Origin of the sequence: Vibrio sp. ArtGut-C1, from assembly GCF_002105475.1 — a bacterium.
GTDB lineage: Bacteria > Pseudomonadota > Gammaproteobacteria > Enterobacterales > Vibrionaceae > Vibrio > Vibrio diabolicus.
On record NZ_NCTH01000019.1, the window covers coordinates 71328 to 87902 of the forward strand.

Sequence of the window (16575 nt, forward strand, 5' to 3'; positions counted from 1 at the left end):
TTGCGAAAAGTTGAATAACCCTAAGCGTCGCCCGTTGATTCGAGCGACGCTTTTTATTATGTTGGAGCGCCAATCAGCATATCAATGTATAAAAAGACCAAGCTGACAGCGTAATAACCCAAGAACAAGGAAGCAGTAACGTGACAACAATAACCAATGAATCTGTAGTAACCCTTCACTTTACGATTAAAATGAAAGACGGATCGGTTGCGGATAGTACTCATAACATGGGTAAACCAGCGAAATTTGTTATGGGTGATGGCAGCTTGAGTGAAAACTTTGAGCAGTGCTTGATAGGCCTCGAAACAGGCGCACAAAAAGCGATTGAGCTAAAAGCAGAAGACGCGTTTGGCATGCCAAACCCAGACCATGTACACCATATGGATCGCACTAAGTTTGTAGGTGATGCAGAAGTAGAAGTGGGTACAATCATGGCGTTCAGTGGTCCTGATGGCATGGAAATCCCGGGCATTATTACAGAGATTGCTGGCGATTCAGTCACTGTGGACTTCAACCATCCTCTAGCGGGACAAGACGTGACTTTCGAAGTTGAAATTTTGTCAGTAGAATAGCGAACCCAATAAAGATAATTTCCATGAGCAATGAAATGAAAATCCTATTAGCTAACCCACGCGGCTTTTGTGCTGGTGTAGACCGTGCGATTAGCATCGTAGAGCGTGCGCTAGAGATGTATCAGCCACCGATTTATGTTCGTCATGAGGTGGTGCATAACCGTTTTGTGGTTGAAGGGCTAAAACAACGTGGCGCTGTCTTCGTTGAAGAGCTGCATGAAGTGCCAGACAACAACATTGTGATTTTTTCTGCTCATGGTGTATCGCAGGCGGTTCGTCAGGAAGCCAAGCAGCGAGATTTGACGGTATTTGACGCGACTTGCCCGTTGGTAACCAAAGTGCATATGGAAGTAGCGCGAGCAAGCCGCCGCAATATGGAAGTGGTTCTGATTGGTCACGCAGGTCACCCTGAAGTCGAAGGCACAATGGGGCAGTACGCGAGTGAAACCGGTGGTATGTACTTGGTTGAAACCCCGGCCGATGTTGAGAAACTGAAGTCGATCGTGAAAGATCCATCTGATCTTCATTACGTAAGCCAAACGACACTTTCTGTAGATGAAACTGCCGATGTTATCGAAGAACTACGCCGCGTCTTCCCAGATATCCAAGGACCTCGTAAAGACGATATCTGTTACGCGACACAAAATCGCCAAGATGCCGTACGTGAATTAGCGGGTGACGTAGATGTGATGGTTGTTGTGGGTTCTAAAAACTCATCAAACTCTACACGCCTTAAAGAGCTAGCTGAAAAGCTAGGGACACCTGGCTACTTAACCGACTGTCCGGAAGATATCAAACCTGAATGGTTCGAAGGCAAAACAAAGGTCGGCGTGACTGCGGGGGCATCTGCTCCGGAAGAGCTCGTTAATCAGATTCTAGAGCGAATCAAAGAACTCGTCGGTGCCGAAGCGGTCGATGAAGTACTTGGTCGTGAAGAGAATATGTTCTTTGAAGTACCCAAAGAACTGCAAATCAAGCAAGTGGATTAATCTCCATTTATCGAATATTCAAAAGGCGACCAGTGGGTCGCCTTTTTTACATCTCTCTCAGTTCATTTAGGTAATCACGAATTTGGTCTTTTCCTAAACCATCGATAATCATATCGGACATCTTCGTGATTCTTCGCTCAAGCGACTGAGCAACCCTTTCGCAATGTGCGTACACCTCTTCATCAGAACCTTCAGTCGGAAAGGCATCGACTTGCCAGTTTACTCGAACGCCCCCCGCAAGCCATTGAGGAGCTGCCTCTTGATGTAAAGAGTCACAGAGAATAATAACGATGTCAGGAAGAAACTGAGTTCGCTCCTCCCATGAATGTGTGTGGATATGTGGAATGGGAAGTTGGTGGTCATCTAAATATTTTTGCACCACCGGGTGAACTTTGCCTGTGGGATGAGAGCCACCGCTGGCGACACTAAACTCTGCTGGCAGGATATGGGTTGCGATCGACTCAGCGAGCACACTTCGTCCAGCATTGTGCTTACATATGAACAAAACTTTATACATCATCGCCTCGTCTTTTCGGAGCGTCTTATTTATACGCTAGCGGAAACTCAGCGGTGATGTGTGAACTTTTTGTGTTAGTGGCTAATGCCCAGCATCTCTTTGAGCACTTTAAGGTAGCGGCGGCTTACTGGTATCTCAAAGCCAGTTTTGGTGATGATTTCTGCTAATCCGTTTTCCAGTAATTTGATTTCGCTGATGGCCTTAATGCTGACTAAGTATTGGCGATGACAGCGTACCAGTGGGGTTTTCTCTTCTAGCGTTTTTAATGTTAGTTGAGTGCTCGCGGCTTGGCTGGTGGAACGTACATGCACGCCGCTGATGTCACTGTATGCACATTCTACCGTGTCGGTGGCCATGATGACGATACGGTTGTGCCCGATGCACGGAATCTGATCTAAAGTATCGGGCGTAATAGCAGACAGCTGTTGAGTTAGGGCGGATTGACTAATGACTTTATTTAGCCGTTTGACCGTTTTGGTTAAACGGCATGGGTCGACAGGTTTGAGCAAGTAATCAAAGGCGTTGTCTTCAAATGCTTGAATTGCATACTGGTCGTAAGCAGTGACAAAAACCACATAAGGCATGGTTTCTGGATCAAGCATTCCAAGTAGTTCAATCCCAGTGACTTGAGGCATTTGGATATCGAGAAACACCACATCAGGTTTGAGCTCGTTGATTTTTTTTAGACCAAGGATCGCGTTTGAGGCATTGCCCACTACTTCAACTTGGCCTGTTTCATCCAATAACTCTGTCAGCTCTTCACGAGCAAACTGTTCATCATCAATGACGAGTGCGGTTAACATCCAACATTACCTTTATTGCTTCAGCGTGCTTTTATGATTTTGGGGGAATGATAAAGCTCATTTTAGTAAATTGATGTGGCTCGCACGTAATTTTTAGCGATGCATCACGCCCAAATTGATTAGTGAGACGTTTGTCGACAATTTCTAAACCTAGCCCGGAGTGGTTTTCTTTTGGCGGTTCAAAACTGCCTGCATTGTCTTCGACAGTAATCAAATGACCTTGTGGGTGTGCTTCACTGTATATATGAACTTTACCACCTTCAAGCATGTTTGAAATGCCGTGTTTAATGGCATTCTCAACCAAAGGCTGGAGTGTAAAGCTTGGCAATTTGATGTCCAGCAATTCAGGTTGAATATCGATTTCAACCTCTAAGCGGTCCGTAAAACGAGCTTTTTCGATGCTCAAGTACGAGTTCACATGTGCAAGCTCTTCCTTTAGCGTCACGGTATTAATGTTCTGCTTTAAATTGCTGCGGAAGAAGTGCGATAAATTTTGGATTAGCTCGCGCGCTTTGTCAGGATCACGACGAGTAATCGCACTAATAGTATTGAGTGCATTAAACAAAAAGTGTGGATTCACCTGAGCGTGAAGCAGTTTGATTTCTGCTTGAGCGAGTAAGGCTTGTTGTTGTTGGTAATCGCCATACAGGATTTGGCTAGAGAGAAGCTGAGCTATCCCTTCCGCCATTGACATGTTGGCCGTGGAGAACAATTTACGCTTCGGTTCATACAGCTTTATGGTACCAATGACCTCTTTTCCCGCACGTAGTGGGATGATCAGCGCGGAGCCAAGTTTGCAGTCTTTTGCGATGGAACATTGGTATGGACGTTCTGCGCCATCAAGATAAATGATGTCGTTTTTCTCCATGGAGTCTAATGTGCTTTGCGATGAAATCGGCGTGTTCGGTTTATGGTGATCATCGCCAATGCCCACAAACGCTAAGATTTTTTCTTGGTCGGTAATCGCGACAGCGCCCACTTTTGTTTCTTCGTAAATAATACGTGCTATTTTCTCTGCGTTTTCGGTGTTGAAGCCGTTGCTTAGAATTCCCACTGAGCGATCAGCAATGGTGAGTGCTCGACGCGAAAACGTCGCAGAAAACTTTTCAAAGATCGCTTTTCTGTCTTGCAGGATACTCATGAACAACGCCGCACCAAATGAGTTTGCGATGATCATAGGTGCTGCAATGGCGGACACCAGTTCATAGGCTTGATCAAAAGGTTTCGCGACGGCGAGCAGCAAAATCATTTGCACCACTTCTGCAACAAACGTGACGCTGAATACAACGCTTGGATTAAACAGCAATGCGCCTTTATTTCGCTTGATAAGATAAACGTGGAGCAAGCCACCAATTACACCCTCGGCGGTGGTTGAAATTGCGCAGGCGAGGTCAGTAAAGCCACCAAGAGAGTATCGATGGATGCCACCAGTAAATCCGACGGCGAAACCTACAACAGGTCCACCAAACAGCCCGCCCATGACCGCGCCGATCGCTCGAGTATTGGCAATAGCGTCGTTGATATGCAGACCGAAATAGGTGCCGAGAATACAAAAGCCAGAGAAAAGTACGTAACAAATTAGGCGGTGGCTTAAGCGCGAAGAAATACTCAGCAAAGGTAAGATGATTGGCGTTTTACTTAGCATGTAAGCCAAAACTAAGTACACACACATCTGTTGTAAAAGGGAGATGACCAGTTCCATAGTGAACCTAACCTAGAATCAATGTTGTTATTGTATACCTAAGTAACCTTAAGATGCTTGGCTCAGAGAGATAAGAACAGCTAAGTAAATGATGCTGCGCTGTGCTTTCTGAATCTTAAAGTGACTTGGGTATAAAACAAAAAGAGCCTGCAATTGGCAGGCTCCTATCTTAGTCACTCAGATGTGACGAGTATTACGCTGTTTCTGATACGGCTTGTGGTTTCTCTTCGTCAGCCAGTTCAGTTTCTCCTTTACCCTTAGAGGTTTTGATAACGTAACCTGTCACAGCTAGGGCAAACACAATACCGACGATAGTTGATAGTTGCATTGGCAGACCAAAACCTAGCGAGCTGTTGTTTAAGATGAACGTGACACATACCGTGGTCATGAAGATAGCAGGGATAGTGGTAATCCAGTGCAGCTTGTTGTGACGTAGTAGGTAAGCGGACGCAGTCCAAAGCATCATTACTGCTGTTGTTTGGTTAGCAAAACCGAAGTAGCGCCAGATAATGCCGAAGTCTACTTGAGTTAAGATACCGCCGATAACGAACAGTGGAAGTGCCATCAGTAGGCGGTTACGTAGCGTCTTTTGTTCCATGTTGAAGTATTCAGCAAGGATCAGACGGCTTGAACGGAATGCTGTATCGCCAGACGTAATTGGTAGGATAACCACACCTAGGAACGCAAGGATACCACCGAACACACCAAGCAGACCAAATGATGCGCTGTATACCACGTTACCAGGACCACCGTTTTTCACAGCTTCTGATAGTGCGTCTAGAGAGCCGAAGAAAGACAGAGCGATAGCACACCAGATTAGCGCGATAACACCTTCACCAATCATTGCTCCGTAGAAAACGAAACGACCGTTTTTCTCGTTTTCCATACAACGCGCCATCAGTGGAGACTGAGTCGCGTGGAAGCCAGAGATAGCGCCACATGCAATAGTGATGAACAATGCAGGCCATAACGGCATGTCATTTGGGTTGAGGTTAGAGAACATGTCCGAAACTTGGAAGTCACCCATTACTGTGTGTTCGCTAGAGAAAGCAACGGCTGTCATTAGGCCAACAGACATAAAGATGAGTAGGGCGCCAAACAGTGGGTAGAAACGACCAATGATTTTATCGACAGGAACAATCGTCGCAATGATGTAGTAAGCGAAGATAGCGATAACCATAGTAGTCATGCTTACGCTCAAGCTTGTTTGATCATTGATGAGGTTAGTAATCATGCCTGCAGGAGCAGAAACGAACACTACGCCAACAAGAAGCAGTAGGACAATGGCAAAAATATTCATAAAGTGTTTTGCGCCATTACCTAGGTAGCGACCTGTGATAGTAGGTACAGATGCGCCGCCGTTACGCACTGAAAGCATGCCAGAGAAGTAATCGTGTACTGCGCCAGCAAAAATACAACCGACAACAATCCAAAGCATTGCCGCTGGACCGTATAGTGCACCCATGATTGGGCCGAAAATTGGACCAACACCAGCGATGTTAAGTAGCTGAACTAGATAAACTTTCTTTGTTGACATTGGAACGAAGTCAACACCGTCCGATTTGGTGTGAGCAGGCGTTTGGCGTTTTTCATTGATGCCGAAAATCTTCTCGACGAAAGCGCCGTAGATGAAGTATCCGCCGATTAGGGCTGCGACACAGGTTAGAAACCACATCATAGCAATTGTCCTTGGTCTTAGTTGGGTAGGGTAATTTTGTAATCTCAGGATGCATGTTATGCGTCACTAGTGTTAAATGCATTCGGTTAGTAGATGAGTGGTCGAATAGAGCACTGAGTGGTCGATATACTGCTTGAGCGGTTTTTAAAAATGGCGAACGGTTGATTGCAGTAGTGAGCGGCTGATTTGAGGCTTCAGTGGTTTAATCTGCAAGCTAAGCGGCAAACGCCAATAATTAGTGGTAAGCTTATTTTTGAAAACAATTACTTAAGGAAGAACCATGAAAAAGGCAACGTTAGGTTTGGCGCTGGCTTTACTTGCAGGATGCGCTGCAACGACGGAAGATCTTGCCAAGTCAGGAGATTGGCATCAGATCGGATATCAAGATGGTGTAGCCGGACATACATCACGCACGATGAGCGAGCTGCGTGAGTTGGGTAGCGTTAAGCAAAGTGACTACGACCAAGGTTATTTAGAGGGGCTACGTGAATACTGTAACCCTGCTTTTGCGTATCAAATGGGGTTATCTGGTCAGTATTATGAAGGAGTTTGTGAAGGTACTGAGCAAGCACAAAAATTCCGTATGGAATGGCAGCGTGGCTGGAGTGAGTACTCAAATTAATAGTCAATAAAGCCGCTGTGATACCGTCGGCATAACATAATTGTGGCAAAATTCGACTTATTAAACTATGTTCATATTGCTTGATAGTGAGCGCAGAAAAAAGGAATCACATTATGTCAACGCAAATGGCTGGTGGCTGGAGTCCATTTAATGAACTCAAAGCAGAGGATAAAGAAGTATTTGCTAAAGGTATCGAGGGGTTTGTCGGCGTCAAATACTCCCCTTTGGTTGTGGCTACTCAAGTCGTAGCCGGACAAAACTATGCGTTTTTCTGTAATGCAGAAGTTGTCTATCCTGGAGCACAACCATACCCAGCAATGGTTCATATGTTCAGCGACCTTGAAGGTAAAGTCGGTATTACTCACATTGAACGATTGAACTACTAAATTAAGCCATAAAAGGCGCCTGACTTTTAAATAAGTGAGGCGCTTTATTGATTAAGATTGATTCGCTTGATCGATCACGACTTTTCTTAAATATCCTTGTTTGGCTTTCAGTTGCTCAGTCGCGCTTTCTTTATCCAGCCCGGTTAAAATCATCAAAATAGCTAACTTGGCGTCGTAGTCCGTTTCTTTGAGAGCCGTTTTAGCCTCTTGGTTAGTACAATCTGTTGCTTGCATAACAATACGAGCCGCTCTTGCAACTAGCTTTGCATTCGTCGCTTTCACATCTACCATTAAGTTCTGATAACTTTTGCCTAGGCGGATCATGCTTGCGGTAGTGAGCATGTTCAGTACGAGCTTTTGCGCCGTCCCTGATTTTAAGCGAGTGGATCCCGTTAACGCTTCAGGTCCAACAACGGGGCTGATCGCAATATCGGCAATATCTGCAATCGGAGAGTCAGGGTTACAAGATAGTGCTACAGTGGTGGAACCAAGTTCGTTCGCATACTCTAAGCCACCAATCACGTACGGTGTCCGTCCACTTGCCGCAATACCAACGACGACATCGCGTTGTGTTAGTGCATTCTCTTTAAGATCTTGCTCGCCTAATGCAGGATCGTCCTCTGCCCCTTCTTTCGCGCGGAACATTGCCTCTTTTCCACCCGCAATAATACCAACGACCATCTCTGGATCCGTGCCAAAAGTCGGCGGGCATTCTGAAGCGTCCAAGACACCGAGCCGACCACTGGTGCCTGCACCGATGTAAAACAACCGACCTCCGACCTTAAATGCTTCCGTGATCTTATCAACGGCTTGAGCGATCTCTGGTAGCACTTTCTCGACCGCAATTGGGACGAGTTTATCTTGTTGGTTTAAACGCTGCACAATATCGAATGAAGGAAGAAGATCGATATCCATTGTTTCAGGATTTCGACCTTCAGAGACGAGGTGAGAAAGAGCCGCAATAAGCGCGTCATTTGTCATAGTAATTTAAGCCTTCGTGATTAATTTTTTGAGTAGAGTACGCCAAGTGAAGCGAGACGACTTGCCCCTGTGACTTCCGGTAAATTGCTAGGGAGGCTATGAATATAGCGCTGTGCGAGCCAAGCAAATGCCATGGCTTCCATGTAGTCACCATCAACGCCTTTTTCTGCCGTTGTCGCAACGTGCCATTGTGGCAATAACTTAGTCAATCGCTGCATTAAAAGTGGGTTTCTTGCTCCACCGCCACAGACCAATAGTTGAGGCGTGATGCCATAAGAAAACTTGTCGACTTCGTTGGCAATGGTAATCGCAGAATATTCGCAGAGTGTACGCTGTACGTTTTCGGTTGGTAAATTGTAATGAGCCAGTTGCTGATGCAGCCAGTCAATATTGAACAGTTCTCGCCCGGTACTTTTAGGTGCTGGCATGGCGAGGTAAGCTTCTTTAAGTAATTGAGTCAACAAAGTAGCGTTTACCGTTCCTTTCAGTGCAAATTGTGCATCTTTGTCGAAGCTTTGCCCAGTGTGCAGCGCACACCACGCGTCCATCAACATGTTGCCCGGACCAGTGTCATAGCCAATGACTGGTTGCTCGGGATGCAGTACAGAGATGTTGGCTATGCCACCGATGTTCAGCACCACGGTAGTGGAATCTTGCATGGCAAAGATACTTTTATGAAAAGCGGGAACCAGCGGTGCACCTTGACCACCTAGCGCCATATCTTTACGTCTAAAATCTGCAACCGTATCAATCCCTGTTTTCACTGCGATGATGTTGGCATCACCCAACTGAGTGGTAAAGGGTAACTCTCCAGTAGGTTGGTGGAATACCGTTTGACCGTGATTACCAATCGCACGAATTTGTTCCGCGACGTAGCCAGACTTATTGAGCAGTTGTAAAACGGCGTCAGCGAAGAGGTGGCCAAGTTGGTGATCCAATTCACCTATGGCTTTTAAATTTGTGGCTTGACCGGTACAAACAGATAACAGCATTTCTTTCAGTGCTGTGGGCATTGGGTAACCGTCGTGCGCAACCAGACGAACGTGCTCATCACTTATTTCAACCAGAGCGGTATCAACGCCGTCCATACTCGTTCCAGACATCACACCAATGTACAGTTCGTTAAATTTCATAGCCGATCTCGTCAATTCTTCATTCACTTATTGTAAAGCAAATCTGAAGCGAATAACCTCATCGAATACGAGATATTCAGCCGATTTTGAGGAGAAAACATGGGACCGTTATGGGTTGACGTCGCGGGTTATGAACTGACCGCTGAAGACAAAGAAATTCTGGAACATCCTACGGTTGGTGGCTTAATTCTATTTGCTCGTAACTATCATGATAGTGAACAGCTTCAAGCACTTACTCAATCAATCCGCAAGGCAGCCAAGCGCCCGATTTTGATCGGTGTGGATCAAGAAGGGGGGCGAGTACAACGCTTCCGTGAAGGTTTCTCGTTGATCCCTGCAGCCGAAGAATACGCCAAACATCAAAATGGTGAAGAGTTAGCATGTATGGGCGGTTGGCTAATGGCAGCGGAGTTGATAGCACACGACATTGATTTAAGCTTTGCACCCGTGCTCGATAAAGGTCATCAATGTAAAGCGATCGGTAACCGAGCATTTGGCGAAGATGCCGATACCATTCTTCGATTTAGCACCGCTTACATGCAGGGTATGAAGAGCGTTGGAATGGCAACAACAGGCAAACACTTCCCGGGTCACGGTGGTGTGATTGCAGACTCACATCTAGAAACACCATACGACGAGCGCAGTGATATTTTTGAACAAGATATGGCGATCTTCAAAGCGCAAATTGATGCCGGTATTTTAGATGCCATGATGCCTGCTCACGTGATTTTTCCGAACTACGACTCTCAGCCAGCGAGTGGTTCAGAATACTGGTTGAAACAAGTTTTGCGACAGCAACTCGGTTTTAAAGGCTTGGTTTTCTCCGATGATCTGACGATGGAAGGCGCTGCAATCATGGGTAGTCCTGCCGAGCGTGGGGCTCAAGCCTTGAAAGCTGGTTGCGATATGCTATTGATGTGTAATAAGCGTGAAGCACACATTGAGGTGTTGGATAACTTGCCAGTATCAACAGTGCCACTGGCGGATGCGTTACTGAAAAAACAGTCGTTTTCTCTAAGTGAGCTCAAGTTATCTCAAGAGTGGAAAGCGGCGAGTGAAGCGATGAAACGCTTGACCAGCTAAACCTCTTGTAAACGATTCAAAACACCGATTAGAAGCCAAAGTTAATTATACTTTGGCTTTTTATTTGTCTGTAAATAATAATTTACACCAAATGTTTTTTATTGTGTACGCTTGTTTTTCTTTTTTAGCCTGTTATCTTGTCGTTAAAGCTTAGTTGTCTCACCAATAATTTGGTTGGGTGTAAAAATAAATATACAGGTTAGAGTTATGCAGAAAAGTGAGTTGAGCAATATTAATATTAGCGAAGAGCAGGTTCTTATTACCCCAGAGGAGCTAAAAACCAAGCTTCCTTTGAGTGAAAAAGCGCGCCGCTTTATTCAAGAGTCTCGCCAAACTATCGCTAATATTATTCATAAAAAGGATCATCGCCTGCTGGTTGTATGTGGTCCATGTTCTATCCACGATGTGGAAGCGGCGAAGGATTACGCAAAACGTCTTAAAGCGCTCTCTGAACAACTAAGTGACCAACTGTATATTGTTATGCGTGTTTACTTTGAAAAACCACGCACCACGGTCGGCTGGAAAGGGCTGATTAACGATCCGCACCTCGATGGCAGCTTCGATATTGAACATGGTCTGCATGTTGGACGCGAACTGCTAGTGGAATTGGCAGAGATGGAAATCCCGCTCGCGACTGAAGCTCTGGACCCAATTAGCCCACAATACTTGGCGGATACTTTTAGTTGGGCTGCGATCGGCGCACGTACTACGGAGTCACAAACTCACCGTGAAATGGCAAGTGGCCTGTCTATGCCAATCGGTTTTAAAAATGGCACGGATGGTAGTTTGGCAACTGCAATCAATGCGATGCAAGCTGCGTCTTCTAGCCACCGTTTTATGGGGATCAACCGTGAGGGACAAGTAGCGCTATTGACCACTCAGGGTAATGCTAATGGGCATGTGATCTTACGTGGTGGCAAGCAAACTAACTACGACTCAGTGTCAGTTACTGAGTGTGAGCAAGAAATGGCGAAGTCTGGCCTTGATGCGTCATTAATGGTGGACTGTAGTCACGCCAACTCACGTAAAGATTACCGTCGCCAGCCATTAGTCGCGGAGGATGTGATCCACCAAATCCGTGAAGGTAATAAGTCCATTATCGGCCTTATGATTGAAAGCCATATCAATGAAGGAAATCAATCTTCTGACTTAGCTCTCGAAGAAATGAAATACGGTGTATCTATCACTGACGCATGTATCAATTGGGATTCAACTGAGGCACTATTACGTCATGCACATGAAGAGCTAGTGCCTTTCTTAGAAAATCGTCTAAAGGCTAATTAATACAGGATTTAAGGAACATCAATGGCAGTTGAACTTAACGCATTACGCGATCAGATTGATGCAGTCGACAAGCAAATGTTGGAGCTATTGGCTCAGCGTTTAGCGCTGGTAGAGAAAGTTGGGGAAGTAAAAAGCGAACATGGTTTGCCTATTTATGCCCCTGATCGTGAAGCGGCGATGCTGGCTTCTCGCCGAGCAGAAGCTGAGAAAATGGGAATTCCTCCACAGCTTATTGAAGACATTCTGCGTCGTACCATGCGTGAGTCTTATGCCAGTGAAAAAGACTCCGGTTTTAAGTGTTTGAACCCTGAATTACGCTCAGTGGTCATTATTGGTGGTAATGGCCAGTTAGGCGGCCTGTTTGGACGTATGTTCAAGCTATCTGGTTATCAAGTCAAAGTGCTTGGTAGCAAAGACTGGGAGCGTGCGGATGACATCCTAAAAGACGCGGGCCTGGTGGTGGTTACTGTGCCAATTCACCTAACAGAAGGTGTGATTGAAAAGCTAGGTAATCTGCCACAAGACTGTATTCTGTGTGACCTGACTTCTATAAAATCTAAGCCACTGCAAGCAATGTTGAATGTGCACCAAGGACCGGTGGTTGGTTTACACCCAATGTTTGGTCCAGATGTGCCGAGCCTTGCCAAGCAGGTGATTGTGTACTGTGATGGGCGTGGAAATGATCAATACCAATGGTTGCTGCAACAGTTTGGTATTTGGGGCGCGAGCTTGTGTCAGATTGATGCGCAAGAGCACGATCATGGCATGACGTTAATCCAAGCGCTGCGTCACTTCACCTCATTTGCTTACGGCATGCATCTAAGCAAAGAGAACCCGAACATTGAGCAACTGTTAAAGTTGAGCTCACCAATCTACCGCCTGGAGTTGGCGATGGTAGGGCGTCTGTTTGGTCAGGATCCAAACCTCTACGGTGACATTATTCTCTCATCGCAAGAAAACATCGACATGATTAAGCGATTCCACCAACGCTTCGGCGAAGCACTTGCGATTTTGGATAGCAAAGATAAAGCCAAATTTGTCGAAAGCTTTGAGCAGGTGAGTGAGTGGTTTGGTGATTATTCACAACAATTTATGAATGAGAGCCAAAACTTACTCAAACAGGCGAATGATAATATTCATCGCGGTTAATCGCGGGTTATCTATCCGTGTGGAGCCCGAAACGAAAAGAGCAGCTTACGCTGCTCTTTTTTGTGTCGAGAGATAAATCAGTTAGTCGCGGTATTGCTGGTATCTTCACTTGATACTGTATTGATACTGGTGTCGCGATAGGGGGAGTTGGTTAAATTGACTTGCAGACGCACGACATTATCAATCAATTGAACTAAAGGGCCCCATTTCACTTTTTTCTCTTTTTCAAATACATAATTGAAGTTTTCAGGTGTCCACTCCATCAAGTATTGAGGGTTGAGTGCTCGCCCAAGAAAGCGCACCTCATAATGCAGGTGCGGGCCAGTGGAATTACCTGAACTACCACATTGAGCAATCACATCGCCTTTACTGACAAATTGGCCGCTTTTCACTTTAAAGCGTTGTAAGTGAGCAAAGGAGCTCATAAAGCCAAATGAGTGACGAATAGTGACATAGTTGCCATAGCCACGATTACTCGGGCGAACGGTTTCCACCACTCCGTCTGCAGGTGCGAGGATTTCTTCTCCTCGTTTACAGGTAAGATCGATACCAGTATGAACGTGTCGTTTACCTGAAATAGGATTAATGCGACTGCCGTAGGAAGAAGAAATACGTTGGTATGTCACTGGGCTATCATTTGGAATCAAACGAAACATGGTTGCTCGAACTGCGGAATCGATAGCTGCTGCATCAATTCGCTCTTCTAACGCCATGTTGTTTTCATCGATCATCAGCTCTTCGTCAGCGAGACCTAGAACCGATTCGACGTCGAATACCCGTTTTCCTAATAGCTGAATTTGATTGTTTTTATCGGTCAATGACTGAGAAAGCGAGTGGTTGGTATCAAGCTGCTCTTCATAAAGCGCGGTGATTTCGGCCTTTTCACTTTCTAGTTTGGCGATGGTTTGTGTTAGTTCGTCTTTATTGTGTATCTGCTGTTGATTGAGATACCACCCGCCACCAACGACGGCGGGTAATGCCAATACCGAAGCAAATACTGCTAGGACCGAACTGCGGCCCAAATAGAACTGCTGATCGCCGTCTTTCGTCGGGATCTGCATGATGATTTTTTTAGACATAGTTATTGTTACTTAAATAGGCGTTCATTTATTTTTCTCCTAAATCAGAGATATGTTCTAACTCTCGGTTCAGAAGGTCGTTATTGCCTACATTCAATTCTATAAATCGTTTTAGTTGGCTAATGCTCTCGATGTCTATCTTGATGATCTTTAACCTAATCTCACACTTAGAAACATCCACAATTTGCGCTTTTAACGTAATCACTTGTTCGGATTGATCAAATGAAAAAGTCACATGGACTGGAAGGGCTAGATCCAAAGCCTCAGTCTCTTCCACTTTCATGAGTAAACCATGTAAGGAAAGATCTTGAATCCTAGCTTCAATTGCCAAGTCACGTTGTTCTACCTTCGCTGGCGCTTGATGGAGAATGCGTGAAAAGCGTCGTCTCTCTGCCATGTGCATTTTCTCGTCATGTCTTCAAACAGAATTGAATAGTATATCAATGCGAACAAAAAATGTTCGATTGCTGTTTGAAAAGTGTCGAGGTCGCTACAGAGTGACGTAAGTGCAATGTCATGTTCTTAACGAACGAGACGGGCTAATGAGCTCTTTTTTATAACAAAGAAAACAAAGGCCGCTATGATAGCGGCCTTTGTACAAATTACAATCAAACTTTGCGGGTTGCGATTACTTCGCAATACGCTTGTATTTGATGCGGTGTGGTTCTGCGGCTTCAGGGCCCAACGTTTTCTTCAACCAGTCCATGTACTCGGTGTAGTTACCTTCGTAGAAGTTAACTTGGCCTTCGTCACGGTAGTCAATGATGTGGGTCGCGATACGGTCAAGGAACCAACGGTCGTGCGAGATAACCATTGCACAACCAGGGAACTCTAGTAGTGCTTCTTCTAGAGCACGCAGTGTTTCAACGTCAAGGTCGTTGGTCGGTTCGTCGAGTAGTAACACGTTACCGCCCGCTTTAAGCAGTTTCGCAAGGTGGACACGGTTACGCTCACCACCTGATAGCTCACCAATGATTTTTTGTTGGTCGCTGCCTTTAAAGTTAAAGCGCGAACAGTACGCGCGAGCAGGGATTTCGAAGTTGTTGATCTTAATGATATCTGCGCCTTCAGAAATCTCTTGGAATACGGTTTTAGAATCGTCCATGCTGTCACGGAACTGATCGACCGATGCAAGTTTCACAGTGTCGCCCATTTCAATTGTGCCTGAATCTGGTTGTTCAGTACCACTTAACATCTTGAATAGGGTCGATTTACCTGCGCCGTTCGCACCGATGATACCAACAATCGCACCTTTAGGGATGCTGAATGATAGGTCATCAATTAGAACACGGCCGTCAAATGACTTCGTTAGGTTCTTCACTTCAATAACTTTATCACCTAGACGCTCACCTGGCGGGATAAACAGTTCATTGGTTTCGTTACGTTTTTGGTGATCAGAGCTTTGCAGCTCTTCAAAGCGTGCCATACGTGCTTTTGATTTCGCTTGACGACCTTTAGGGTTTTTACGTACCCACTCAAGTTCTTTCTCGATGGTTTTTTGACGAGCGCTTTCTTGAGACGCTTCTTGTTGTAGACGAGCGTCTTTTTGCTCCAACCATGAAGTGTAGTTACCTTCCCATGGGATACCTTCACCACGGTCAAGCTCTAAGATCCAACCCGCGGCGTTATCTAGGAAGTAACGGTCGTGGGTGATAGCGACTACAGTACCTGTGTAATCCACTAAGAAGCGCTCTAGCCAAGCGACAGATTCTGCATCTAGGTGGTTGGTAGGCTCATCAAGCAGCAGCATGTCTGGCTTAGAAAGTAGCAGGCGACAAATAGCGACACGGCGGCGTTCACCACCTGATAGGTGCGCAATTTTTTGGTCCCATTCAGGTAAACGAAGTGCGTTTGCAGCTCGCTCAAGTGCGTTTTCTAGGTTGTGACCATCTTTCGCTTGAATCAGAGCTTCAAGTTCGCCTTGCTCTTTTGCAAGTGCGTCGAAGTCTGCATCTGGTTCTGCGTAAGCCGCATAGACCGCATCCAAACGTTTCAGTGCGTCAGCAACGTCAGCAACCGCTTCTTCAACAACTTCACGAACGGTTTTTGATTCGTCTAATACTGGCTCCTGGGGTAGGTAGCCTACGTTTAAACCAGGTTGTGGACGCGCTTCACCGTCGATATCCGTGTCGATACCTGCCATGATACGTAGCAGTGTGGATTTACCTGCACCGTTCAGACCTAAAACACCGATTTTCGCACCAGGGAAGAAGCTCAGAGAGATGTCTTTAAGAATTTGACGCTTAGGTGGCACAATCTTGCTCACCCGCGACATGGTATATACGTATTCAGCCATTGCCGATCGTTCCTAAATTAACTGTCATTCAAACCCATCATTTTATACCAAGTGCTTTGTTTTTGTTACCGCATTGCAAGAATTTCCCTTTCGAATGGATTTCTTATTTTGAGCTGACCGGAAACTTACACGGTTAGGGTATACACTTTTGTTATTCGTTATAAATGACGAAGTGCTTTCTGCACAAGTTAGGAACTCCTTGTCTCCATCGTCTTAAAAGTTTCACGAGTACAATTTTTAATACACTAAGTTGCTTTACATGGACATCTGCATTCTGTGTAAATAGATGCATGTGTGAAAA

The 16575-nt window shown here is 45.5% G+C and carries 16 protein-coding genes; 7 read left to right on the plus strand and 9 right to left on the minus strand.

What is annotated here, in order from left to right; all coding sequences use genetic code 11:
• Window positions 1-140: 140 nt before the first annotated feature.
• Window positions 141-572 carry an FKBP-type peptidyl-prolyl cis-trans isomerase gene (gene fkpB / locus B7360_RS16080; protein WP_012842130.1) on the plus strand — a complete coding sequence of 144 codons (432 nt, stop codon included), beginning with the start codon at window positions 141-143 and terminating at the stop codon, window positions 570-572.
• A gap of 23 nt (window positions 573-595) precedes the next feature.
• Complete coding sequence (gene ispH, locus B7360_RS16085; RefSeq protein ID WP_047009110.1) at window positions 596-1561, plus strand: 4-hydroxy-3-methylbut-2-enyl diphosphate reductase; 966 nt, start codon at window positions 596-598, stop codon at window positions 1559-1561.
• Between the two features lie 46 nt (window positions 1562-1607).
• On the opposite strand, the gene B7360_RS16090 is transcribed toward ispH, so the two are convergent.
• The 4 genes from B7360_RS16090 to B7360_RS16105 all read right to left on the minus strand — a co-directional run bounded on the left by B7360_RS16090 (window position 1608) and on the right by B7360_RS16105 (window position 6261).
• The gene (locus B7360_RS16090; RefSeq protein WP_054867285.1) at window positions 1608-2081 is read right to left on the minus strand and encodes a low molecular weight phosphatase family protein; all 474 of its coding nucleotides are present in this window, start codon (window positions 2079-2081) and stop codon (window positions 1608-1610) included.
• A 71-nt stretch (window positions 2082-2152) separates the two neighbouring features.
• Entirely contained in the window at window positions 2153-2881 is a 729-nt protein-coding gene (gene btsR / locus B7360_RS16095; RefSeq protein WP_006743107.1) for a two-component system response regulator BtsR, read from the minus strand.
• Window positions 2882-2912: 31 nt separating this feature from the next.
• Complete coding sequence (locus B7360_RS16100; protein ID WP_046873944.1) at window positions 2913-4583, minus strand: sensor histidine kinase; 1671 nt, start codon at window positions 4581-4583, stop codon at window positions 2913-2915.
• 193 nt (window positions 4584-4776) lie between these two features.
• On the minus strand, window positions 4777-6261 hold the full coding sequence (locus tag B7360_RS16105; protein ID WP_005381914.1) for a carbon starvation protein A: 1485 nt from the start codon (window positions 6259-6261) through the stop codon (window positions 4777-4779).
• Window positions 6262-6541: 280 nt separating this feature from the next.
• Between B7360_RS16105 and B7360_RS16110 the strand changes: the two genes are divergently transcribed.
• Window positions 6542-6883, plus strand: a complete 342-nt coding sequence (locus B7360_RS16110) for a DUF2799 domain-containing protein (RefSeq protein WP_085343987.1) — start codon at window positions 6542-6544, stop codon at window positions 6881-6883.
• Between the two features lie 113 nt (window positions 6884-6996).
• Window positions 6997-7269, plus strand: coding sequence for a hypothetical protein (locus B7360_RS16115; RefSeq protein WP_012842127.1), 273 nt, complete (start codon window positions 6997-6999; stop codon window positions 7267-7269).
• Window positions 7270-7320: 51 nt separating this feature from the next.
• Here B7360_RS16115 and murQ read toward each other — a convergent pair whose 3' ends face one another.
• Window positions 7321-8250, minus strand: coding sequence for an N-acetylmuramic acid 6-phosphate etherase (gene murQ, locus B7360_RS16120; protein ID WP_085343988.1), 930 nt, complete (start codon window positions 8248-8250; stop codon window positions 7321-7323).
• Between the two features lie 20 nt (window positions 8251-8270).
• A complete protein-coding gene (locus tag B7360_RS16125) occupies window positions 8271-9383 on the minus strand; it encodes an anhydro-N-acetylmuramic acid kinase (protein ID WP_085343989.1) in 1113 nt (370 codons plus the stop codon).
• A gap of 99 nt (window positions 9384-9482) precedes the next feature.
• Between B7360_RS16125 and nagZ the strand changes: the two genes are divergently transcribed.
• The 3 genes from nagZ (at window position 9483) to tyrA (ending at window position 12899) form a co-directional block, all read left to right on the plus strand.
• Complete coding sequence (gene nagZ / locus B7360_RS16130) at window positions 9483-10466, plus strand: beta-N-acetylhexosaminidase (RefSeq protein WP_085343990.1); 984 nt, start codon at window positions 9483-9485, stop codon at window positions 10464-10466.
• Between the two features lie 207 nt (window positions 10467-10673).
• A complete protein-coding gene (locus tag B7360_RS16135; RefSeq protein WP_005397501.1) occupies window positions 10674-11750 on the plus strand; it encodes a 3-deoxy-7-phosphoheptulonate synthase in 1077 nt (358 codons plus the stop codon).
• Between the two features lie 21 nt (window positions 11751-11771).
• Complete coding sequence (gene tyrA, locus B7360_RS16140; protein ID WP_065645177.1) at window positions 11772-12899, plus strand: bifunctional chorismate mutase/prephenate dehydrogenase; 1128 nt, start codon at window positions 11772-11774, stop codon at window positions 12897-12899.
• A 77-nt stretch (window positions 12900-12976) separates the two neighbouring features.
• On the opposite strand, the gene B7360_RS16145 is transcribed toward tyrA, so the two are convergent.
• The 3 genes from B7360_RS16145 to ettA all read right to left on the minus strand — a co-directional run bounded on the left by B7360_RS16145 (window position 12977) and on the right by ettA (window position 16274).
• Complete coding sequence (locus B7360_RS16145) at window positions 12977-13978, minus strand: M23 family metallopeptidase (RefSeq protein WP_085343991.1); 1002 nt, start codon at window positions 13976-13978, stop codon at window positions 12977-12979.
• A gap of 28 nt (window positions 13979-14006) precedes the next feature.
• Complete coding sequence (locus B7360_RS16150) at window positions 14007-14375, minus strand: PilZ domain-containing protein (protein WP_085343992.1); 369 nt, start codon at window positions 14373-14375, stop codon at window positions 14007-14009.
• Between the two features lie 231 nt (window positions 14376-14606).
• Entirely contained in the window at window positions 14607-16274 is a 1668-nt protein-coding gene (gene ettA / locus B7360_RS16155; protein WP_005381894.1) for an energy-dependent translational throttle protein EttA, read from the minus strand.
• Window positions 16275-16575 lie beyond the last annotated feature (301 nt).

Coding starts and splice junctions, on each gene's coding strand:
- ispH (WP_047009110.1), top strand. CDS start 596: ATGAGCAATGAAATGAAAATCCTATTAGCTAACCCACGCGGCTTTTGT.
- B7360_RS16090 (WP_054867285.1), bottom strand. CDS start 2,081: ATGATGTATAAAGTTTTGTTCATATGTAAGCACAATGCTGGACGAAGT.
- btsR (WP_006743107.1), bottom strand. CDS start 2,881: ATGTTAACCGCACTCGTCATTGATGATGAACAGTTTGCTCGTGAAGAG.
- B7360_RS16100 (WP_046873944.1), bottom strand. CDS start 4,583: ATGGAACTGGTCATCTCCCTTTTACAACAGATGTGTGTGTACTTAGTT.
- B7360_RS16105 (WP_005381914.1), bottom strand. CDS start 6,261: ATGATGTGGTTTCTAACCTGTGTCGCAGCCCTAATCGGCGGATACTTC.
- B7360_RS16110 (WP_085343987.1), top strand. CDS start 6,542: ATGAAAAAGGCAACGTTAGGTTTGGCGCTGGCTTTACTTGCAGGATGC.
- B7360_RS16115 (WP_012842127.1), top strand. CDS start 6,997: ATGTCAACGCAAATGGCTGGTGGCTGGAGTCCATTTAATGAACTCAAA.
- murQ (WP_085343988.1), bottom strand. CDS start 8,250: ATGACAAATGACGCGCTTATTGCGGCTCTTTCTCACCTCGTCTCTGAA.
- B7360_RS16125 (WP_085343989.1), bottom strand. CDS start 9,383: ATGAAATTTAACGAACTGTACATTGGTGTGATGTCTGGAACGAGTATG.
- nagZ (WP_085343990.1), top strand. CDS start 9,483: ATGGGACCGTTATGGGTTGACGTCGCGGGTTATGAACTGACCGCTGAA.
- B7360_RS16135 (WP_005397501.1), top strand. CDS start 10,674: ATGCAGAAAAGTGAGTTGAGCAATATTAATATTAGCGAAGAGCAGGTT.
- tyrA (WP_065645177.1), top strand. CDS start 11,772: ATGGCAGTTGAACTTAACGCATTACGCGATCAGATTGATGCAGTCGAC.
- B7360_RS16145 (WP_085343991.1), bottom strand. CDS start 13,978: ATGTCTAAAAAAATCATCATGCAGATCCCGACGAAAGACGGCGATCAG.
- B7360_RS16150 (WP_085343992.1), bottom strand. CDS start 14,375: ATGGCAGAGAGACGACGCTTTTCACGCATTCTCCATCAAGCGCCAGCG.
- ettA (WP_005381894.1), bottom strand. CDS start 16,274: ATGGCTGAATACGTATATACCATGTCGCGGGTGAGCAAGATTGTGCCA.